This window comes from Streptomyces sp. NPDC104313 (genome assembly GCF_055583985.1).
This window is the reverse complement of the sequence record NZ_JBVJMW010000028.1, coordinates 14,377-35,752: the sequence shown is the minus strand read 5'-3', so window position 1 is coordinate 35,752 and position 21,376 is coordinate 14,377. Positions and strand designations below refer to the sequence as shown.

The 21,376-nt window shown below is 73.1% G+C and carries 19 protein-coding genes; 15 read left to right on the top strand and 4 right to left on the bottom strand.

Annotated features, from left to right (window positions below; all coding sequences use genetic code 11):
• Positions 1-17: 17 nt before the first annotated feature.
• Positions 18-953: a LysR family transcriptional regulator gene (locus ACZ60Q_RS35345; protein ID WP_469641668.1), complete on the top strand. Its 936-nt coding sequence runs from the start codon at positions 18-20 to the stop codon at positions 951-953.
• A gap of 192 nt (positions 954-1,145) precedes the next feature.
• On the opposite strand, the gene ACZ60Q_RS35340 is transcribed toward ACZ60Q_RS35345, so the two are convergent.
• Positions 1,146-2,348 (bottom strand): amino acid deaminase/aldolase, encoded by a 1,203-nt coding sequence (locus ACZ60Q_RS35340; RefSeq protein ID WP_469641667.1) that lies wholly within the window; start codon positions 2,346-2,348, stop codon positions 1,146-1,148.
• 984 nt (positions 2,349-3,332) lie between these two features.
• Here ACZ60Q_RS35340 and ACZ60Q_RS35335 point away from each other — a divergent pair.
• Both ACZ60Q_RS35335 and mycP read left to right on the top strand, forming a co-directional pair.
• Complete coding sequence (locus ACZ60Q_RS35335; RefSeq protein ID WP_469641671.1) at positions 3,333-4,202, top strand: hypothetical protein; 870 nt, start codon at positions 3,333-3,335, stop codon at positions 4,200-4,202.
• Positions 4,199-5,380, top strand: coding sequence for a type VII secretion-associated serine protease mycosin (gene mycP, locus ACZ60Q_RS35330; protein ID WP_469641666.1), 1,182 nt, complete (start codon positions 4,199-4,201; stop codon positions 5,378-5,380). Before ACZ60Q_RS35335 ends, mycP begins: the two co-directional genes overlap by 4 nt.
• A 31-nt stretch (positions 5,381-5,411) precedes the next feature.
• Here mycP and ACZ60Q_RS35325 read toward each other — a convergent pair whose 3' ends face one another.
• Positions 5,412-6,362, bottom strand: a complete 951-nt coding sequence (locus tag ACZ60Q_RS35325; RefSeq protein ID WP_469641665.1) for a DMT family transporter — start codon at positions 6,360-6,362, stop codon at positions 5,412-5,414.
• Between the two features lie 67 nt (positions 6,363-6,429).
• Between ACZ60Q_RS35325 and ACZ60Q_RS35320 the strand changes: the two genes are divergently transcribed.
• From ACZ60Q_RS35320 to ACZ60Q_RS35310, 3 genes are all read left to right on the top strand, one after another.
• A complete protein-coding gene (locus ACZ60Q_RS35320) occupies positions 6,430-7,035 on the top strand; it encodes a TetR/AcrR family transcriptional regulator (RefSeq protein WP_469641664.1) in 606 nt (201 codons plus the stop codon).
• A gap of 127 nt (positions 7,036-7,162) precedes the next feature.
• A complete protein-coding gene (locus ACZ60Q_RS35315) occupies positions 7,163-7,891 on the top strand; it encodes an SseB family protein (RefSeq protein WP_469641663.1) in 729 nt (242 codons plus the stop codon).
• A gap of 106 nt (positions 7,892-7,997) precedes the next feature.
• Entirely contained in the window at positions 7,998-8,711 is a 714-nt protein-coding gene (locus ACZ60Q_RS35310) for an MIP family channel protein (RefSeq protein ID WP_469641662.1), read from the top strand.
• An 85-nt stretch (positions 8,712-8,796) separates the two neighbouring features.
• Here ACZ60Q_RS35310 and ACZ60Q_RS35305 read toward each other — a convergent pair whose 3' ends face one another.
• Positions 8,797-9,159 (bottom strand): DUF1844 domain-containing protein, encoded by a 363-nt coding sequence (locus tag ACZ60Q_RS35305; RefSeq protein WP_469641661.1) that lies wholly within the window; start codon positions 9,157-9,159, stop codon positions 8,797-8,799.
• A 360-nt stretch (positions 9,160-9,519) separates the two neighbouring features.
• Between ACZ60Q_RS35305 and infC the strand changes: the two genes are divergently transcribed.
• From infC to ACZ60Q_RS35260, 9 genes are all read left to right on the top strand, one after another.
• Positions 9,520-10,257, top strand: coding sequence for a translation initiation factor IF-3 (infC, locus tag ACZ60Q_RS35300; RefSeq protein WP_469641660.1), 738 nt, complete (start codon positions 9,520-9,522; stop codon positions 10,255-10,257).
• A gap of 121 nt (positions 10,258-10,378) precedes the next feature.
• The gene (gene rpmI / locus ACZ60Q_RS35295; RefSeq protein WP_003970213.1) at positions 10,379-10,573 is read left to right on the top strand and encodes a 50S ribosomal protein L35; all 195 of its coding nucleotides are present in this window, start codon (positions 10,379-10,381) and stop codon (positions 10,571-10,573) included.
• Between the two features lie 107 nt (positions 10,574-10,680).
• The gene (rplT, locus tag ACZ60Q_RS35290) at positions 10,681-11,064 is read left to right on the top strand and encodes a 50S ribosomal protein L20 (RefSeq protein WP_007457565.1); all 384 of its coding nucleotides are present in this window, start codon (positions 10,681-10,683) and stop codon (positions 11,062-11,064) included.
• A gap of 145 nt (positions 11,065-11,209) precedes the next feature.
• A complete protein-coding gene (locus tag ACZ60Q_RS35285) occupies positions 11,210-12,055 on the top strand; it encodes a TrmH family RNA methyltransferase (RefSeq protein WP_469641659.1) in 846 nt (281 codons plus the stop codon).
• 172 nt (positions 12,056-12,227) lie between these two features.
• Positions 12,228-13,394: a sensor histidine kinase gene (locus ACZ60Q_RS35280; protein WP_469641658.1), complete on the top strand. Its 1,167-nt coding sequence runs from the start codon at positions 12,228-12,230 to the stop codon at positions 13,392-13,394.
• Between the two features lie 115 nt (positions 13,395-13,509).
• A complete protein-coding gene (gene pheS, locus ACZ60Q_RS35275) occupies positions 13,510-14,649 on the top strand; it encodes a phenylalanine--tRNA ligase subunit alpha (RefSeq protein ID WP_469641657.1) in 1,140 nt (379 codons plus the stop codon).
• Complete coding sequence (gene pheT, locus ACZ60Q_RS35270; protein WP_469641656.1) at positions 14,649-17,162, top strand: phenylalanine--tRNA ligase subunit beta; 2,514 nt, start codon at positions 14,649-14,651, stop codon at positions 17,160-17,162. The genes pheS and pheT overlap by 1 nt, the downstream gene beginning before the upstream one ends.
• A 417-nt stretch (positions 17,163-17,579) precedes the next feature.
• Positions 17,580-18,929: a transcriptional regulator gene (locus ACZ60Q_RS35265; RefSeq protein WP_469641655.1), complete on the top strand. Its 1,350-nt coding sequence runs from the start codon at positions 17,580-17,582 to the stop codon at positions 18,927-18,929.
• Positions 18,930-19,015: 86 nt separating this feature from the next.
• A complete protein-coding gene (locus ACZ60Q_RS35260) occupies positions 19,016-19,546 on the top strand; it encodes an NUDIX domain-containing protein (protein ID WP_469641654.1) in 531 nt (176 codons plus the stop codon).
• A gap of 257 nt (positions 19,547-19,803) precedes the next feature.
• On the opposite strand, the gene ACZ60Q_RS35255 is transcribed toward ACZ60Q_RS35260, so the two are convergent.
• Positions 19,804-20,835 carry a hypothetical protein gene (locus tag ACZ60Q_RS35255; protein ID WP_469641653.1) on the bottom strand — a complete coding sequence of 344 codons (1,032 nt, stop codon included), beginning with the start codon at positions 20,833-20,835 and terminating at the stop codon, positions 19,804-19,806.
• Positions 20,836-21,376: the final 541 nt, after the last annotated feature.

Here is a 21,376-nt window from a genome sequence, read left to right as displayed (position 1 = left end):
GGTCATAAGCTGGCTTTATGGCCGGCGACGACGCACACGCACCCCACATCCCCCTCTCCCACCGGGTCCCTGATCTCGGGGCGCTGCAACTGCTGCTCGCCGTCGCCCGGCACGGCAGCCTCGGGCGGGCCGCCCGGGACGTCGGCATCACCCAGCCCGCCGCCTCCAGCCGCGTCCGGTCCATGGAGCGACAGCTCGGCGTCGCCCTCCTGGACCGCTCCCCGCGAGGCTCCAGGCTCACCGACGCGGGCGCACTGGTCACCGACTGGGCGCGCCGGGTCGTCGAGGCGGCGGAGGCCTTCGACGCCGGCGCCCAGGCGCTGCGCGACCGCCGCGACTCCCGGCTGCGGGTCGCCGCCAGCATGACGATCGCCGAGTACCTGCTGCCGGGCTGGCTGATCGCCCTGCGCGGCGAGCGGCCGGACACCGCGGTCTCACTCCTCGTCGGCAACTCCGCGGCCGTCGCCCGCCGCCTGGTCACCGGCGAGGCCGACCTCGGCTTCGTCGAGGGCCTGTCGATACCGGAGGGCCTCGACGGCACCGTCATCGCCCACGACCGCCTCGTCGTCGTGGTCGCCCCCAGCCACCCCTGGGCCCGCCGCCGCACCCCGCTGCTGCCCGGTGAACTCGCCGCCACCCCGCTGATCCTGCGCGAACACGGCTCCGGCACGCGCCAGGTCCTGGACGCGGCGCTCGCCGTGCACGGCGGACTGGCCCAGCCCCTGCTGGAACTCTCCTCCACCACGGCGGTCAAGGGCGCGGCGGAGAGCGGTGCCGGCCCCTGCGTCCTGAGCGAACTCGCCCTCGGCGAGGAGCTGTCGTCCCGCCGCCTCGTGAGGGTCCCCGTCGCGGGGATACGGCTGCGCCGCCAACTGCGCGCGGTCTGGCCCGGCGGCCACCGCCCCACCGGCCCCGCCCGCGACCTGTTGTCCCTGACCGGCCGGGACGCCTGACCCCGCGAACCCTGCCGACCCCGTGAACCCCCGACGCGGAGGTAGCCGGCCTGCCGCCGTCCCTGACGGACACGATCACCCAGGGCATCCGCCGCTCGGAGACAGCGCGTCGAGCGGTGGCATAGGCGCGTCGATCGGCCCCTGGGGCCCCTGCCCGTCCGGGGTCGAAGGCCCCTGCCCGTCCGGTCCGGGTCAGAGGAAGGTCTGTCCCTCGCCCCGGTATGTCGCAACGCTCGCCGTGACCCGGTCGCCCTCGATCAGGTGCAGCGCGTCGAAGCGCTCGCACAGCTCCCCGGCCTTGGCGTGCCGGAACCAGACCTTGTCTCCGATCAGCAGGTCGTCGGCCGGGGAGCCCAGCAGCGGCGTCTGGACCTCGCCCGCGCCCTCCTGCGCGTCGTAGCGCAGCCCCTCCGGCAGATACGGCACCGGCGAGCGGTCGGCGCCGGCCGCGCCGGACGCCGGATAGCCGCCCCCGAGCACCGTCACCACGCCCACGCCGGGCCGGCGCACCACCGGCTGCGCGAACAGGGCCGCGGGCCGGCCGGTGAACGACCTGTAGTTGTCGAACAGCCGGGGCACGTACAGCCCCGAACCGGCCGCGATCTCCGTCACCGCGGTCTCGGCCGCCGTGTGCTGCACGCTGCCCGTGCCGCCGCCGTTCACGAACTCCAGGTCCGGGGCGACCGCCCGGACCGCCCGCACCACCTCGGCCCGGCGCACCGCCAGCTCCTTGCGGGCGGCCGACTGCATCAGCCGGATGGCCCGTGACCGCAGCGGCCGGCCCGCCAGCGCGTCGCCGACCCCCGCGACATGCCCCTCGTACGCCATCAGGCCCACCAGCCGGAAGCCCGGTCTGCGGGCCACCGAGCGGGCCAGCTCGGCGAGTTGCGCGGGGGAGCGCAGAGGTGAGCGCAGCGCCCCGATCCGGACCCGGCCGCCCAGCATCCGCAGTGAGGTGTCCAGTTCCAGGCAGACCCGGATCTCCTCCCGACCGCCCGCCCGGGAGGCGTCGATCAGCTCCAGCTGGGCGTGGTCGTCGACCATCACGGTCACGGCCCCGGCGAGCTTGGGATCGGCGGCCAGCTCGGCGAACGCGGACCGGTCGGCCGACGGGTAGGCCAGCAGTACGTCCTCGAACCCGGCCCGCGCCAGCCACAGCGACTCCGCCAGTGTGTACGACATGATCCCGGCGAACCCGGGACGCGCGAGCACCCGCTCCAGCAGGGCCCGGCACCGCACCGATTTGCTCGCCACCCGGACCGGCTTCCCGGCCGCCCGCCGCACCAGATCGTCGGCGTTGGCGTCGAACGCCTCAAGATCGACGATCGCGATCGGGGCGTCGAGATGGGCGGTGGCCCGGTTGTAGCGGGTCCGGTCAGCGGCGCGGGCAGTCATGGCCGCAGCTTGCCAGAGAGCCGTCAAGGCTGGGTAGGGGGACGATCGGGACAGATCGTCCGTCGGCCGGGGCGTCCCGTTCCCCGCCGCCCGCCCGCAGCCCGTAGAGTGACGTGCACGCGAGCACCAACGGGCCTGTCAGCGGCGGTGATCCGTGGTCGGTACGAGGACGTGTGAGCAGGGGGCCGGATGAGTACCGAAGCGCGGCGCGCCCCTGTGCCGCCCCGCCCGACCACTCCTCCCGAGGGCCCGGCTCCCGCTCCCTCGGCGCCGGCTTCCACACCCCCGCCCACCTCACAGACCGCACCGCCTGAGCAGGCTCGACCGACGGCCACCCCGCAGGGGGCTCCGGCCGCACCGGCCCGCCCGCCGGTTCCGGCCCCGCAGGGAGCGGCCCCGGCCCCGGCTCCGTCCCAGCAGCTCTCCCCGCCCCGCCCGGTCGCCCCGACCCCGCAGTCCCCGCCGGTTCGTTCGGCTGCACCGGCCGCACCGGCCGCACCGGCCGCACCGGCCGCACCGGCCGCACCGGCCGCACCGGACCCGAAGGCCCCGCCGACCCGCTTCACTCTGGCGGCCGGTGCCGTCCCACCGGCCCGCCCGGCCCCATCGGCAGCTCGCGCCCGGCAGGCCGCACAGGCCAGTACGGCCGCACCCGCGACTCCTGCCCGTCCGGCCGCCCCGGACGCGCAGGCCGCACCGGCCCCTTCCCCCCGTCCGGCCGTCCCGCCCCCGCCGGTCGCACCCGCGACGTCCGCCCGTCCGGCCGCCCCGGACGCGCAGGTCGCACCGGCCGCTCCCGCCCGGTCGGCCCCTCCTGGCCCGCAGGCCCTACCGGCCCAGCGGCCCGCGCCTGCCAGGGCGGCCGCACCCGCGCCGCCCTCCACGCCCCCCGCGCACCCGGGCCCGCCCTCAGGACGTTCCGCGAGCCCGGCGCTTCCCGGTCCGCCGCCCGCCACCCGGCGCAGACCCGTCGGGGCCGTCGATCTGACGCCCGCGCCGGGAGCCGTTCCGCCGCCCCCCGGCGGCTACCGGATACCGGTCCGCTACGGCTACCCGGAGACACCCGCCGAGACCACCACCCGGCTGCGGCCGATCCGCCCCCGGCAGCGGTGGCGTACCGCGGCGGCCACCGCCTGCGTCGTGCTCGGCCTCGGGCTGATCGGCGGGGCGGTCACCGGAGCCTGGCTGACCGGTGACTCCTCGGCCGAGACCACCGGGAACCCGTACACCGCCGCACGCGGCGCCTGGCACAGCGTCCCCGTCGACACGCTGTTCCCGCGCGCCCTCCAGGGCGAGCGTGCGGGCCCCGGCGGTACCCACCGCACCTGGACCCGGATCGCCGTCGCTGCCGACAGCACGTGCGAGGGCGGACTCGACCCCCTGCTCCTGACCACGCTCCGCTCCGTAGGCTGCGAACGGCTGGTGCGTGCCACCTACACCGACGCCACCCGCTCCGCCGTCACCACCGTCGGCCTGGTCTTCACCGAGGCCGACGCCCCGGGCATGCGGGCCCTGCGCACCCGGTTCACCGAACAGAGGCTCGACGCGCGCAAGGACCTCATGCCCCGCTCGTACGCTCCCGAGGGCACGCCTGCGGCCTCCTTCGGCGATGGGCAGCGCGCCAGCTGGACGGTCAACCCGCTCAGCGAGATCCCGGTCGTCGTCCTCGCCGTCTCCGGCTTCGCGGACGGGCGCGCCGTCGCCGACCCGCAGCCCGCATCGGACGCCATGGAGTCCGGAGCCTCGACGGACATCGCCCAGGCCGGGCTCGGCCACGAGGCGAAGGGCATCGCGGAACGCGTGGAGCGCGGGCTGCGAACGAGCGTCGCCGAACTCACGGAGCCGCCCGGATGACCCGACGATCCCCCCGCGTCCTCGCCGCGGTCTGCGCCGCCGCGGTCCTGGCGCTCATCCCCGCCGCGCCCGCCCACGCGGACGCCATCCGCGACCAGCAGTGGGCCCTGGACGCCATGCACACGGACCGGGCCTGGGAGACCACCCGGGGCCAGGGCGTCACCGTCGCCGTCCTGGACACCGGGGTCGACGACGCCCACCCCGACCTGACGGGCCAGGTGCTCCCCGGCAAGGACCTCGTCGGCTTCGGCGCCGCCCGCGGCGACTCCTCCTGGGCTCTGCACGGCACCGCGATGGCCGGCATCATCGCCGGACGCGGCAACGGCCCCGAGCGCTCCGACGGCATCCTCGGCATAGCCCCCGAGGCCCGGATCCTGCCGGTCCGGGTCATTCTGGAGTCCAAGGACCCCGCCCGGGCCAAGGCCCGCAAGTCCCGCGGCACCGCCCTCGCCGACGGCATCCGCTGGGCCGCGGACAACGGCGCCGACGTCATCAACCTCTCCCTGGGCGACGACAGCAAGTCCGCCCACCCCGACCCCGGCGAGGACGCGGCCATCCAGTACGCCCTGTCCAAGGGCGTCCCCGTCGTCGCGTCGGCCGGCAACGGCGGCGAGAAGGGGGACCGGATCTCCTATCCCGCCGCCTACCCCGGGGTGATCGCGGTCGCCGCGGTCGACGAGTACGGCACGCACGCCTCCTTCTCCACCCGCCGCTGGTACGCCACGGTCAGCGCCCCCGGCGTCGACATCGTGGTCGCCAACCCGGACGGGCACTACTACATCGAGTGGGGCACATCGGCCGCCGCCGCGTTCGTCTCCGGCGCGATCGCCCTGGTCCGGGCCGCCCACCCCGGCCTCGACCCGGCCCAGATCAAGAAGCTCCTCGCCGACACCGCCCGCGACGCCCCCGCCCAGGGCCGCGACGACGCCCGCGGCTACGGCATCGTCGACCCGGCGGAGGCCATCGAGGCGGGCTCCCGGCTGCGCCCGGCCGACCTGGACGCCAAGGCCGCCCCGGCGGGGCACCGCGGGCGGTACTTCGGCGCGGGCCCGGCCCCGGCCCGTACCGCCGACGCGACGGCCAACTGGGCCGCCCCGCTCGCCGGCGGACTCGGCGCGGCGCTGCTGGCCGCGGCCGTCGTCCTGTGGCGCGGCCGGAACGCCCCCGGACGCCACTGAGCGCACGGGGGCCCGGACCGGCCCGCGCCGATCACCGTCTCGCCCCCCACTCCGCGTCCGACCGCTCGCGCGCGGCCGGATCCCGGGCCGGATCGCCGGTGTGCCGGTTGCCGCGCGGGGCGGCCCCGCGGTGCACCACGACCACCGCCACCAGGCCGAGGGCCAGGCCGAGCACCGTCCGGGGGCCGAACGGCTCCCCGAACATCAGGGCTCCCCAGACCGCCGTGACGGGGGCCATCAGGAACATGAGCGTGTTGACCGCGGTGACGCCCGAGCGCCTCAGGATCAGCCAGTACAGCCCGTACCCGCCGAAGGTGGACAGCACCACCAGCCAGCCGACCGCGCCCCAGAACGCGAGCTCGGCGGGCGGCAGCGCGGTCCCCGTGCCGACGGCGAGCACGGTGAAGACCACGGTGCTGGCAGCGCAGTGGACGGTCAGCGACACCGAAGGGGCCACCCGGGTGGCGGAACGGCTCTCGAGGAAGGTGGCGGCCACCAGCGACAGCATGCCGATGAACGGCAGGGGGTAGGCCCACCCGGCCACCCCGGTGGCGGCCGAGGCGTCGGCCGTCGTGACCACGACGACTCCGCTCACCCCCAGGCACAGGCCGAGCCACTGCCGGGCGGTGACGTGTATCCGCAGCAGTGGTCCGGCCAACGCCCCCGCCACCAGGGGCTGGACCCCGTCGATCAGGGCCGTGGTGCCCGTGGAGACCCCGAGCTGGATCGCGTAGTAGACGGTCAGCAGATAGCCGCTCTGCGACAGCGCGCCGATCACCGCCTGCCGGGCCACGTCCCGTACGCCGAGGCCCCGCCAGGAGGCGCGTGCGACGGTCACCGCGACCACGGCCAGGACGACCGTCAGCGGCAGGAACCGCCACATCAGGATCGTGAGGGCGGACGCGCTGCCGGCGCCGAGCTTGGCCCCGATGAACCCGGAACTCCAGCACAGCACGAAGGCGACCGGGAGCAGGACGTTCATGACGCACCTCGCTATACAGATCGGTATACCTGCCCGCTCGACTATACAGATCGGTATACTCGTCGGCATGGGTACTTCGAAGGAGCTGCGACGGATCACCATGACGCCCGCCGCGCGACGGGCACTGGCGGCCGCCGAGCGGCTCTTCTACGACCGGGGCATCCACGCCGTCGGGGTGGACCTGATCGCCGCCGAGGCCGGGGTGACCAAGAAGACCCTCTACGACCGCTTCGGCTCCAAGGAGCAGATCGTCGTGGAGTACCTCGCCGACCGCGACGAACGCTGGCGTGCCTTCCTGGCCGAACGCCTCGACACCGCGCCGCCCGCGCCCCGCGCCCGGATCCTGGCCGTCTTCGACGCCTCGCGCTCCTGGATGTCGGACAACGGTTCCAAGGGCTGCAGCATGGTCAACGCCCATGCGGAGATCAGCGACCCGTCCCATCCGGCGCACGCGGTCATCACCGGCCAGAAGCAGTGGATGCTGGACCTGTTCACCCGGCTCGCCCGGGGCGTCGAGGGACTCGGCCCCGACGCCGCCGACCGGCTGGGCCGGGCGCTCATGCTGCTGCACGAAGGGGCCCTGGTCGCGCACGGACTGAAGGTCTTCCCGGACCCCGTCGCCCACGCACGCGACGAGGCGCACGCCCTGCTGGCCGCGGCGACGGAACGCTGAGCCCCGCCCCCCCAGGCCCTCGACGGCGGAGCGCTGGACTCCGCTCCCGGCCCCGGCGGGGCGCGGCGCTCCGTGCCCGGCCCGACCTGCGGGCAGACCGCGAGGAGCCAGGCACTACCCTCGTCCCGTGGAGCTCAAGAACATTCCGGACCCCGGTTTCTCCGACGACGACGGCTCGGCGTCCCCCGCCCTGACCAGGGCCCTGGACGCCTGGTCCCGCGACCGGAGCGCCGTCGGCCCGGTCCTCACGGCGCTGCGCGACGCCCGGCTCCTGGTCCCCGTCGTCGCCGTGCTCGGCGAGGTCGAGGAGGACGAGAAGGGGCTCCGGCGCGAGAAGACCAGTGACATGGCCGTACCCACCCTCCGGGCCGGCGACCGGCGCGCGCTCCCCGCCTTCACCTCGACCGAGGCGCTGGCGCTCTGGGACCCCGAGGCGCGCCCCGTCGCCGTACCGCTGCACCAGGCGCTCCAGGCCGCCGCCCACGAGAAGGCCGACACCCTCGTGCTGGACCTCGCCGGGCCCGTCGCCTTCGAGCTGAGCGGGCAGGCGCTCCTGGCCCTCGCCGAGAACCGCACCAGCATCGACCCGCTCCAGGATCCCGCGGTCATCGAGGCCGTACGGGACGCCGTCGCCGCCGATCCCGCCGTGGTCCGCGCCCACCTCGGGCCCGGCAGTGCGGACGGCACCCTCGCGCTCGTGCTCGCCCCGGACTCGGTGCCCGCCGAGGCGGCCCGCCGCATCGCCCGCGCGCTGTCGGCCAGCGAGGTGCTGCGGGCCCGGCTGGTGAGCGGCCTGGATCTGGCCGTTCTCCCCGCCGGTACGGCCTTGCCGGGGGAGCCTCTCTTCACTCGCTGATGCGTCGGCCGACACCGGCCCGACGCGCGCCCAGCGCCCGCCGCCGTGAGAATGATCGGAAACTCGGAGAAATCCGACCAACCGATCAAGCTCGCGAGGTGGTTCCATGCAGAAGCGGATCGTGGCGTCAGAGTTCCTCGGCACTCTGCTGCTGGTGTTCTTCGCCGTGGGGTCCGCGGTGGTCGCCGTCGATTACCTCGGCACGGTGGGCATCGCCCTCACCTTCGGCTTCACCCTCCTCGCCCTGGCCTATGCGCTGGGCCCGATCTCCGGCTGTCATGTCAATCCCGCGGTGACGCTGGGCATGTATATGGCGGGCCGGATCGACATCCGTGCGGCCGTCGAACGCTGGGTGGCACAGTTCCTCGGCGCGATCGTCGGAGCGGCCCTGTTGTTCCTGCTGGCGAAGCAGATCCCGGGCCTGGAGACCAGCGGCGAGTTCGGCACCAACGGCTACGACGACCGGTCGGCCGTCGGCATCAACATCGGCGGCGCGTTCCTCACCGAGGTCGTGCTGACGTTCCTGCTGGTCTACGTGGTCCTCGCGGTGACCCACAAGGTGGCGGTCACCGGCTTCGACGGGCTGCCCATCGGCCTGGCGCTCGCCGCGATCCACCTGGTGGGCATTCCGCTGACCGGCACGTCGGTCAACCCGGCGCGCAGCTTCGGCCCGGCGCTCTTCGCCGGTGGCGCGGCCCTCTCCCAGCTCTGGCTGTTCATCGTCGCGCCCCTGGTCGGCGGAGCGATCGCCGCCTACGCCCACCGGCTCACCCACCCCAACCCGAACGTCCCGCCCGCGGAGACCGAGGACGCCGTCTGAGGCGTCGTCCCCGTCGCACCCACGCGGAAGCCCGCCGCCCCACGGGGGACGGCGGGCTTCCTGGCGTACGGGGAGGGGGCGGCTGCTAGCCGTAGACCGGGCCGGTGTACTTCTCGCCGGGGCCGTGTCCGGGCTCGTCCGGCACCAGCGAGGCCTCGCGGAAGGCGAGCTGGAGCGACTTCAGGCCGTCGCGCAGCGGCGAGGCGTGGAAGGTGCTGATCTCCGTGGCGCTCGCGTCCAGCAGCCCGGCCAGCGCCTGGACCAGCTTGCGGGCCTCGTCGAGGTCCTTGTGCTCCTCGCCCTCCTCGGTGAGGCCGAGCTTCACGGCGGCCGCGCTCATCAGGTTGACGGCGACCGTCACGATCACCTCGACCGCGGGGACCTCCGCGATGTCGCGGGCCATGTCGTCGAAGCCGGGGTTCTCGGTGCTGGGGGTCGCGTCACTCATGCCCACACGATAAGGCCAGGCCATCGCCCTCCCGCGCGCGGGATGGCGCTTCGGGGCGCCGGGTCGGGTGCCGGGCGACAGCGGGCGATACGCAGGATTAGCGCACCCGCAACCGGGCTGCTAACCTTGTGTAACGACCGGCCGGACATCTATGTGCCCGGCCCACAAGTGGAGGCTCCGATCTCCCACCTGGCTGTCCTCACCGGACGGCGGGTCACCGGTCAGGCGGTCCCCATCGTTCCGTACGGACGATGGAGCCGCTCGATGCGCCCCGCGGTTGACCGCGCGGTGCTCCGGTAGTTCTTGGAGCCCCGCCTGTGTCCCGTCCGGGGCGTTTTTGCTGTTCCGGCTCGGTTGGTCTTGACATTAGTAAGACGTTACGCGGCTGTCCGCCAGGCGGTCGCGTGGTGCTACCGAGGAGGATCCATCAGCGCCGAGCCCCGCATCAACGACCGGATTCGCGTTCCCGAGGTCCGACTTGTCGGTCCCAGTGGCGAGCAGGTCGGGATCGTTCCGCTTGCCAAGGCCCTGGAACTCGCACAGGAGTATGACCTCGACCTGGTCGAGGTGGCGGCGACAGCCCGTCCGCCCGTGTGCAAGCTCATGGACTACGGGAAGTTCAAGTACGAGTCGGCCATGAAGGCCCGTGAGGCGCGCAAGAACCAGGCGCACACGGTCATCAAGGAGATGAAGCTCCGGCCGAAGATCGACCCGCACGACTATGACACCAAGAAGGGTCACGTCGTCCGGTTCCTCAAGCAGGGGGACAAGGTCAAGATCACGATCATGTTCCGTGGTCGTGAGCAGTCCCGTCCCGAGCTGGGCTTCCGACTGCTCCAGCGTCTCGCTTCGGACGTGGAGGACCTGGGCTTCATCGAGTCCAACCCGAAGCAGGACGGCCGGAACATGATCATGGTTCTGGGCCCGCACAAGAAGAAGACCGAAGCCATGGCCGAGGCCCGTGAGGCCCAGGCCGCCCGCAAGGCGGAGCGTCAGGGCACGACCGACGCACCGTCCGAGGACCACACCGCTGAGGCTCCGGCCGCAGCGGCCGAGGCTCCGGCTGAGGCTCCGGCCGAGACACCTTCCGAGGCGTGACCTTCGGGGGTCGCCATCCAGGCGCCCCCGGGTCCCCCCGGAATCCCATAGAGATCTGACGTCCCTGCAGTCCGGTGCCCGGCACCGTGAGGGGCGCCACTGACGAGGAGAGAACGGCGCGATGCCGAAGAACAAGACGCACAGCGGTGCCAGCAAGCGCTTCAAGATCACCGGCTCCGGCAAGGTGCTCCGCGAGAGGGCCGGCAAGCGCCACCTGCTCGAGCACAAGTCGTCCAAGAAGACCCGCTCGCTGACCGGCACGGTCGTCGTGGCTCCGGCCGACGCCAAGAAGATCAAGAAGCTTCTCGGCAAGTGAGGCTCGGCCTCCGGCTCGCCCCGGAGGCGCGACCTCGATCACACCGGGACCAATTCGTTTCCGGGCCGTGTGAAGACACCCACGGCCCCGCTACAAGGAGTTAACAAGTGGCACGCGTCAAGCGGGCAGTCAACGCCCACAAGAAGCGCCGGGCAATTCTCGAGGCGGCCAAGGGCTACCGCGGGCAGCGTTCGCGCCTGTACCGCAAGGCCAAGGAGCAGGTCACCCACTCCCTGGTCTACAACTACAACGACCGCAAGAAGCGCAAGGGCGACTTCCGTCAGCTGTGGATCCAGCGCATCAACGCCGCTGCCCGCCAGAACGGCATGACGTACAACCGCCTCATCCAGGGTCTGAAGGCCGCCAACATCGAGGTGGACCGCAAGATCCTGGCCGAGCTCGCGGTCAACGACGCCAACGCGTTCGCCGCCCTCGTCGAGGTCGCTCAGAAGGCCCTCCCGAGCGACGTCAACGCCCCGAAGGCCGCCTGATCCAGGCACCCCCTTCCAGGTACGCGAACCGGACCCGCAGGCGCACGCCGCCTGCGGGTCCGGTGCGTTGCCCCGTCGACGGCACAGTCCTGCCGACGACACCCCACACCGCCACAGCCGTACGCAGAGAGGCTCGCCGCCGACCATGGGCACCCCCGAACTGATCTCCCCGCGTTCCCCCCGTGTCGCCGCCGCCCGCCGGCTGGCCCGCCGCAACTTCCGTGGCAAGGAGCGCAGGTTCATCGCCGAGGGGCCCCAGGCCGTACGCGAGGCCGCCGCCCACCGGGGCGGCGACGGCGAGCCCACCCTCATCGAGCTGTTCGCCACCCCCGAGGCCGCCGACCGGTACGCCGACATCGTCGAGGCCGCCCACACCGCGGGCGCCCGGGTGCACCTGGCCGACGCCGACGTCCTCGCCGACGTCTCGCAGACCGTCACCCCGCAGGGCCTCATCGGCGTCTGCCGCTTCCTGGACACCCCGTTCCAGGAGATCCTCGCCGCGAAGCCCACCCTGGTGGCTGTTCTGGCCAATGTGCGGGACCCCGGGAACGCCGGGACGGTGTTGCGCTGCGCGGACGCGGCGGGCGCGGACGCGGTGATCCTGACCGACGCCTCGGTCGATCTCTACAACCCCAAGTCCGTACGGGCCTCGGCCGGTTCGCTCTACCACCTGCCCGTCGCCGTCGCCGTCCCCGTCGAACAGGCCGTGCGGGGTCTCCGGGACGCCGGGGTGCGCATCCTCGCCGCCGACGGGGCCGGGGCCGACGACCTGGACGACGAACTGGACGCGGGCACCATGGGCACCCCCACCGCCTGGGTCTTCGGCAACGAGGCCTGGGGGCTCCCCGAGGAGACCCGCGCGCTCGCCGACGCCGTCGTACGCGTCCCCATCCACGGCAGGGCGGAGAGCCTCAACCTCGCCACCGCAGCCGCCGTCTGCCTGTACGCCTCCGCCCGCGCGCAGCGTCCCCGGCGCACCCCCGACGCGTAACACAGCGCCGTTCCAACGGCTCGTCAGCACATGATCCCAGCCATTCCCGCGCCCCTCTCACCGGCGCACTCCCCTCCGCGCCCCCACGGGGTGTCGCCGATTCACCGCCGCCTAGTAGGGTGACGAACTCGGGGGCCCACTGCACCGGTTCGAGAGGTGGGGATACGGGAAGATGGCTGTCGGCATGAGCTCGCCGCGACCGGCGCACACCACCGCACCGCGCGTTGCGGAAGAGGAGCCGTACGGGTTGGCGGTCGGTGCGGACGGCCTCGGCCAGGACGCCCCCGGTATCGACCCGGACGACCTTCCCGACGGTCTCGTCGTCGCCGACGCGAGCGGGCATGTCGTCTGCTTCAACGCCGCCGCCGCCCGCATCACCGCCACTCCCCGCGCCGACGCCATCGGTCGCCCCCTGGAGGCCGCCCTCCCGCTGGAGGACCTCAAGGGGAAGCGCTGGTGGGCCCTGACCGACCCGTACGGCGGTCTCGCCACCCGTAGCGGCCAGCCCGAGCGTCATCTGCTGCTGCCGGGCGGCCGTGAGGTGCTGGTCTCCGCCCGTTACGTACGCGAGCATCCGCTCGGCCCGGTGCGCCGGGTCGTGGTCTCGCTGCGGGGCACCGAGGCCCGTCGGCGTACCGAACGCAGCCACGCCGAGCTGATCGCCACCGTCGCCCACGAACTGCGCTCCCCGCTGACCTCCGTCAAAGGGTTCACCGCCACCCTGCTGGCCAAGTGGGAACGCTTCACCGACGACCAGAAACGGCTGATGCTGGAGACCGTCGACGCGGACGCCGGCCGGGTCACCCGGCTCATCGCCGAGCTGCTCGACATCTCCCGCATCGACTCCGGACGGCTGGAGCTGCGCCGCCAGCCCGTCGACATCACCGCCGCCGTGGCACGGCACATCCAGGCGCTCATCACGGGCGGCCAGGCACCCGACCGCTTCCGGGTCCGGGCCCGGGGTCCCCTGCCCGCCCTGTGGGCCGATCCCGACAAGGTCGACCAGGTCCTCGGCAACCTCCTGGAAAACGCGGTGCGCCACGGCGAGGGAACCGTCACCATTGAGATCGCCCCGGCACCCGCGCCGGGGACGAGCGACGAGACGGGAACGGCTGTCACCGTGAGCGACGAAGGCCCCGGCATCCCCGAGGAGTCGATGGGCCGTGTCTTCACCCGCTTCTGGCGGGGGAGCAAGCGCGGCGGCACGGGCCTGGGCCTCTACATCGTCAAGGGCATCGTCGAGGCCCACGGCGGCACCATCACCGTCGACCGGGGACCCGGCGGCGGAGCCGAGTTCCGATTTATTCTGCCCGTGAGCATGCCCGCCTACCTGGTGTGAGCAGCCCGCGGGCTCCCCGACCGTCCTGCGGCCTTTAGACTCGACCTTTGGCACCTTTGCGTCCAGCGGTCTCGAGCCGGGTCGCGCCACCAGCCAATCGGAAGCACGGGAAGAGATGTCGGCACCGAACAAGTCGTACGACCCAGTCGAGGTCGAGGCACTGAAACCGGAAGAGATCGAGCGCCTGCGGGACGAGGCGTTCGCCGCCTTCGCCGCCGCCGGCGACCTCGACGCGCTCGCCCAGGCGAAGACCGCGCACACCGGAGGTACCTCGCCGCTGTCCCTCGCCAACCGCGAGATCGGCGCCCTGCCCCCGCAGGCCAAGGCCGAGGCGGGCAAGCGCGTGGGCCAGGCCCGCGGAGCCGTCTCCAAGGCGCTCGCCGTCCGCCAGGCGGAGCTGGAGGCCGAGCGGGACACCCGGGTGCTCGTCGAGGAGGCCGTGGACGTCACGCTGCCCTACGACCGCGTCCCGGCCGGCGCCCGCCACCCCCTGACGACCATCATGGAGCGCGTCGCGGACGTCTTCGTGGCCATGGGCTACGAGATCGCCGAGGGCCCCGAGGCCGAGGCGGAGTGGTTCAACTTCGACGCTCTGAACTTCGTGCCCGACCACCCGGCCCGCCAGATGCAGGACACCTTCTTCGTCCAGGGCACCACGGCCGACGGCAAGGTCACCGAGGGCGACGAGTCCGGCGTCGTGCTGCGTACGCACACCTCGCCGGTCCAGGCCCGCTCGCTCCTGGAGCGCAAGCCCCCCGTCTACGTGGTCTGCCCCGGCCGGGTCTACCGCACCGACGAGCTGGACGCCACGCACACCCCGGTCTTCCACCAGATCGAGCTGCTCGCCGTCGACGAGGGCCTCACCATGGCCGACCTCAAGGGCACCCTCGACCACATGGTCCAGGCGCTCTTCGGGCCGGACATGAAGACCCGGCTGCGGCCGAACTTCTTCCCGTTCACCGAGCCGTCCGCCGAGATGGACATGGTCTGCTACGTCTGCCGCGGCGAGTCCGTCGGCAACCCGGACCGCCCCTGCCGCACCTGCGGCAGCGAGGGCTGGATCGAGCTCGGCGGCTGCGGCATGGTCAACCCCAAGGTGCTCACCGCCTGCGGTGTCGACCCCCAGAAGTACAGCGGATTCGCCTTCGGGTTCGGCATCGAACGGATGCTGATGTTCCGCCACAACGTCGAAGACATGCGAGACATGGTCGAGGGTGACGTCCGGTTCACCCGGCCGTTCGGGATGGAGATCTGATGCGCGTCCCGCTTTCCTGGCTGCGGGAGTACGTCGACCTGCCGGCGACGGAGACCGGCCGTGACGTACAGGCCAAGCTCGTCTCCGTCGGCCTCGAGGTCGAGACCGTCGAGCAGATCGGCGCGGGCCTCAAGGGCCCCCTGGTCGTCGGCAAGGTCCTGACCATCGAGGAGCTGGAGGGCTTCAAGAAGCCCATCCGCTTCTGCACGGTCGACGTCGGCACCGCCAACGGCACCGGCGAACCGCAGGAGATCGTCTGCGGCGCCCGTAACTTCTCGGTCGGCGACAAGGTCGTCGTGGTCCTCCCGGGCGCGGTCCTGCCCGGCGACTTCGCGATCGCCGCCCGCAAGACGTACGGCAAGACCTCCCACGGCATGATCTGCTCCACCGACGAGCTCGGCATGGGCGACGACGGCACGCACGGCATCATCGTGCTGCCGCCGGAGCACGAGGCCGGCACCGACGCCATCGAGCTGCTCCAGCTCGTCGACGAGGTCCTCGACATCGCCGTCACCCCGGACCGCGGCTACTGCCTCTCGATGCGCGGCGTCGCCCGTGAGACGGCCATCGCGTACGGGCTGCCGCTGCGCGACCCGGCGCTGCTGGACGTGCCCGCGCCGAACGCGTACGGATACCCGGTCAAGATCTCGGATCCGATCGGCTGCGACCGCTTCACCGCGCGTACGGTCACCGCTCTCCAGCCCGAGGCACGCTCCCCGATCTGGATGCGGCGTCGCCTCCAGAAAGCCGGGATGCGGCCCATCTCGTTGGCCGTCGACATCACCAACTACGTGATGCTGGAGCTCGGCCAGCCCCTGCACGCCTACGACCGCACCCGGGTCGAGGGGCCGATCGGCGTGCGCCGCGCCGCGCAGGGCGAGAAGCTCACCACGCTGGACGGCACGGTGCGCGTGCTGGACGCCGAGGACCTCGTCATCACCGACGACCGCGGGCCGATCGGCCTCGCGGGCGTCATGGGCGGCGCCAACACCGAGATCGCCGACGCGGACGGCGAGCACGCCCTCACCACCGAGGTCGTCATCGAGGCAGCGCACTTCGACGCGATCTCGATCGCCCGCACCGCGCGCCGCCACAAGTTGTCCTCCGAGGCGTCCAAGCGCTTCGAGCGCGGCGTCGACCCGCAGGCCGCCGCCGCTGCCGCGCAGCGCACGGTGGACCTGCTGGTCCTGCTGGCGGGCGGCACCGCCGAGGCCGGGGTCACCGAGATCACCTCGCCGCACGCGCCGCGCACCATCGCGATGCCCGCCGACCACCCCGACCGGGTCGCCGGTGTGGAGTACGGCCGCGAGACCGTCGTCCGCCGCCTCCAGCAGGTCGGCTGCGACGTCTACGGGCAGGACGAGCTGATCGTCACCGTCCCGTCCTGGCGGCCCGACCTGAACGAGCCGAACGACCTCGCCGAAGAGGTCATCCGGCTGGAGGGCTACGAGAACCTGCCCTCCACCCTGCCCACGCCCCCCTCCGGGCGTGGTCTCACCGACCGCCAGCGGCTGCACCGCCGCATCGGCCGGGTGCTGGCCGGAGCCGGGTACGTCGAGGCGCTGAGCTACCCGTTCATCGGCGAGGCGGTCCTGGACCAGCTCGGTCTGGAGTCGGACGACGCCCGCCGCCGCACGGTCAAGCTCGTCAACCCGATCTCCGACGAGGAGCCGGCGCTGCGCACCACGCTGCTGCCCGGCCTCCTCGGTGCCCTGCGGCGCAACGACGGCCGAGGCAGCCACGACCTGGCGCTCTTCGAGACCGGTCTCGTCTTCCGGCCGACGGGTGAGGAGACGGCCGCCGTCCGGCTGCCCGTCGACCGTCGGCCCACCGACGAGGAGATCGCCTCACTGGACGCGGCCCTGCCGCGTCAGCCGCGCCGCGCCGCCGTCGTCCTCGCGGGCGCCCGCGAGCAGGCCGGCTGGTGGGGCCAGGGCACCCCGGCGACCTGGGCGGACGCCGTCGAGGCCGCCCGGTCCATCGCCGCGGAGGCCGGTGTGGAGGTCATCGTCCGCGCCGACCGGCACGCCCCCTGGCACCCGGGCCGCTGTGCCGCGCTGTACGTCATCGTGGACGGCGAGGAGACCCTCTTCGGACACGCGGGCGAACTGCACCCGCGCGTGATCAAGGCGCTCCACCTGCCCGAGCGGACCTGCGCCGCGGAGGTCGAGCTGGACGTCCTGGAGCGGGCCGTCGACGGTGCGCTCCAGGCACCCCGGATCTCCACCTTCCCGGTGGCGACCCAGGACGTCGCGCTCGTCGTCGCCGGGGACGTCCCGGCCGCCGACGTGGAGCGGGCGCTGCGCGAGGGCGCGGGTGAACTCCTCGAATCGCTCCGGCTGTTCGACGTCTTCACCGGCGAGCAGATCGGCGGGGGCAACAAGTCCCTGGCGTACGCGCTGCGCTTCCGCGCCGCCGACCGCACGCTGACCGTAGAGGAGGCGTCGGCCGCCCGCGACAGCGCGGTGGCCCTGGCCGCCGAGCGTACGGGCGCGGAGCTGCGCGGGGCGTAACCCGTGCCGCAGCGTTGAGAAGGGGCGTATCCGGTGGACGGATACGCCCCTTCTCCATCCCGCCGAGCGGCAGCGGGACCACACGCCGAAACCGGAGCCGAAACCGGGAGGAACGCGGTTCCGACACCCGTTCCGCAGCCACCCTCCTTCGTCGTCGGTCAGTGGTCCGTGCGGTCCGGGCGCCGTCCGCACTGCCTCGGAGTGTCGGGCAGGTCAGCAGCGCGGACGGCGCGGGTGCGGGTCGTTGGCCGTTGTGAGGGGGAGCCGACGACCCGGCCGCCTCTTGCGAGAGAGCTCATTCAACCGAGCCAGGGACCCGCGCGGCAGAGCGCACAGCAGGAGGGTTCGGGCATTGCGTTCACACCCCGTGTGAATCGTGCTCCACTACGCTCATCGCGACACGCACCTGGGGAGACGATGGAGCCCAATGTCCTGCTCGAAGCCCTGATCGAGGAGGCCGGTGTGTCCCGTGCGGGCCTCGCCGGTCACGTCAACCGGGCGGGTCTGACCCGTGGGCTGAGCCTGCGGTACGAACACACGGCGGTCTCCCGCTGGCTCAAGGGCCAGCGCCCGCGCGGGCAGGTGCCCGACCTGGTCTGCGAGGTGCTGGCCGGCCGGCTGGGGCGGCCGGTCGGGCTCGACGACGTCGGGATGGGCGCTTTCGCCGGGTCGGGGGCGCACGCCGGCGGTGAGGGCGCCTCGCTCTCCGGGTTCGTCGAGCGGGCCACCGCCCTGTGGCGCTCCGACGAACAGCGGCGCCCGCACCTGGCCGCCGTGCCCGCCGTCACCGGCACTTCGGCGGTGATGCCGGTCTGGGAGTGGGAGAACCCCCCGGAGGACACCGACGTCTCGCGGCCGGGACCGGGCCGGGTGAGCGCGGCCGACATAGCGATGCTCAAGGCGGCCCGCGACCACTACGAGCAGATGTACCGTAAGACGGGCGGCGTCGCGACCAGGTCCCGGATCGTCCGCTTCCTCAACGCGGAGGCCGCGCCGCTGCTGCGCGGCGGCTACAGCGACGCGCTCGGCCGGGGCCTGCACCGGGCGACCGCCGGGCTGGTGGCGGTGGCGGGCATCTGCGCCTACGACTCCGACGCCCACGGACTCGCCCAGCGCTACTTCCACCAGGCGCTGCGGCTCGCCAAGTCCAGCGGGGACCGGGGGCTCGGCGGTTATGTGATCGCGCTGCTGGTCACCCAGTCGTTGTTCCTCGGCGACCACCGCCGTTCCATCGCCTTCGCCGAGGCCGCGCTGCGGGCCGCCGGGGGTCATATCACCCCTGCCCTCGCCGCCGATCTGCACGCCATGCAGGCCAAGGCGTACGCCCGGCTCGGCGACGCGGCGAGCGCCCGGGCCTGCATCGGGCGGGCCGAGGACCAGGCGGGCCGGATCCACTCCGGCCGGGAGCCGGACGAGACGGGGTACGTCCAGCCGGGCCTGGTCGACGTCCAGGTGGCGGAGGCGCTGCTCGGTCTCGGGGATCTGCCCGCCGCCCGGGAGCACGCGGCCTCCGCCGTGCGCGCCCCGGCGCACGACCGGGGGCGCGTGCACCGTCTGGCGATGCTCAGTCATATCGAGTTGCTTCAGGGCGAGCCCGACCGCGCGGCTGGTACAGCTGCCGAAATGGCGATGAGGGCCCGGGGAATGGAGTCCCAGCGGCTGCGCGACCGGCTGCGTCAGATCCGGCGCGAACTGGCCGCGAGCGGCTGCTCCGACGCGGTGGGGACCACCGACCTCATCGACGAGGCGCTCCGCGTGCCCCTGTGAGCTCTGCCGACGCCCCGTCGTTCGTTCGCTCTGGCAGCCGAGCCTGCTGACATGTTGACCCCAACATGTCGAAAGGCAGCAGAACCATGCAGTGGACGAACGTAAGCGAACAGAATGTGTATCAGAATCCGTGGTTCCGGGTGAATCTGGCGGACGTCCAGCTCCCCGACGGCAGCCACCTCGACCACTTCGTCATCCGGCAGCGACCCGTGGCGGCCGCCACCGTAGTCAACGAGGCCAACGAAGTGTTGCTGCTCTGGCGGCACCGGTTCATCACCGACAGCTGGGGCTGGGAACTGGCCGCGGGCGTCGTCGAGGACGGCGAGGACATCGCGGCGGCCGCCGCCCGCGAGATGGAGGAGGAGACGGGCTGGCGCCCCGGCGAACTGCGCCCGCTGCTCACCGTGGAACCGTCGAACGGTCTCACGGACGCCCGCCACCACCTGTACTGGTCCGACGAGGCGCACTGGACCGGCCCCCCGCAGGATGCCTTCGAGTCCTCGCGCCGAGAGTGGATACCGCTCAAGGTGGTCCCGGACATGATCGCCCGGGGCGAGGTGCCCGCGGCGAACATGGCGGCGGCCCTGCTGATGCTGCACCACCTGAGACTGGGCTGACCCGGCCGCGCAAGGACGTCCTGTACGCGTGAGGAGCCGGCTCCGGGGTGGACCGGGACCGGCTCCTCACGGCGAGAGGCGGAAGCCGACCGGGATCGACCGGAGGATCTGACGGCCTTCCGGTCGAAGGCGGCGCCACTGGCGGCGGCGGCCGTCCCGACCGGTGTAACCCGTTCCTGCCCGCACCGTGCTCACGACGCATACGCCCGAGCCAGGTGCGTCGGACGGTGCCGGCCCCGCTGCGTGGTCGGCCGGTGCTACGCGTCGGGCGGGTGGGGTGGAGCGAGGCCGGCAGCCGTGCGGAGGTCTGCGGGTGCCGTACCGCTGACGGGGTCGGTGGCCCAGGGCCACTGGTGGGAATCGTACGGAGCCAGGGTGGGCAGCACCGGCTTCATACCGCGCCGCCGCGCCTCGTGCCGAACGGCTCGTACGGCCCCGTCGCCGAGGATTTCCACGTCCATCGCGCGGCTGTGGCCGAAGAAGGAGCGCCCCAGAACCCGATCGCCGGTGACACGGGCCAGCAGATCCAACATTCGGTCGGGTGTGGTGGTGAACTCGGGCGTCTCGAAGAGCAGCAGCCGATCGCCTATCGCCCTCTCGCCCATGAACTGGGCGAGCACGGTGAACAGGATGTTCTTCTGGCGGGTGACGTACAGGGTGTTCACCGCCGCGTGCAGGTCCTCCCAGGACGGACCCAACTCCTCCCGCCATCGCTCGACCACGGCCATCCAGTGGGCCACCTGGAGCGCCGCGGCCTGCTCGATCAGCGTGACGGCGTGCGGGGCGCACGTCCGGCCGAACGCCTCCAGGTCCTCGGCACGGACGGGCGGCGATCCGGGCAGGCAGAAGCGGGTGAGGAAGGCGAGGTTCGCGGTGAGGACCCTGACAGCGGCTTCTCTGACGGCCGGAGCGAGTACGAGGTCGGGCAGGAGACCGAGGGCGCGTTCATGGGTTTCGACCAGCGCCGACAGGACCGGCACCTCGTCGGCCGACGGATCGCGGCACTGGCGGGCCCCGAGTTCGTGAACGGCCACGGCACTGTGCGAGAGTGACTTCAGGTGCTGGTAGGCACCCGGTACCCGGGGTGCCTCAAGAGCGGGGAGACCGGGCCGGTGGAGCAGCATTCGGCCGCCGCCACCGTCGAACAGCGCGAGAAGCACCGGCATCACGGTCAGCATTCGGCTTCTGCGTTCAGCCAGGGCCTCACCGTAGATTCCGGCCATCGCGGTGTTGAGCTCCAGCACTGCCCGGCTCGCCGCGTCCGGGTCGTCGTCTGTCTCCTGGCCCACAAGCCCCACAGGTCCCTCTGATGATGGGGCGACCGGTCCGGCGGAGCAATCCGGTCGCGCTCGACGACGCCGACCTTACCCGCGCCTCCCGCTCGGGCGGGAGACGTCCGCGTGAACCCGTGCACCCCAGCACCCGGGGCCCGGTTGACAGCTGCGCCGTCCCTGCGCCGGAGTCCCGTCCGGCACCCCTCGGGCACTCGCCCCCGTCGACGGTGGCGCGGTGGACACGCGTGCTCCGGGGCGAGTCGGTGGTCCCCCTGTCCCCCTGTCCCCTGACCGCGTGACTGCTGCAAGCTTCGGCCAGCAGCCGCTACGGGCCGCCTCGCCCCGAGGCGGCCGAAGGCCAAGCCCGAAGACAAGGGCGACAAGCACTCGGCGCCTGACCCCATGAGTGGCTGAAGAGCACACGGGTCGTGGCCCGCCCCCCCCCGGGGCGGGGCCCCCCCCGACCTACAGCCGGGGGGGCCGCCGCCCCGTCCCCTCAGCTGACCGTGCGCGAACGCGGCCGGGGGGGGGGGCCGTGGGCGTGCGGCACGCGGGG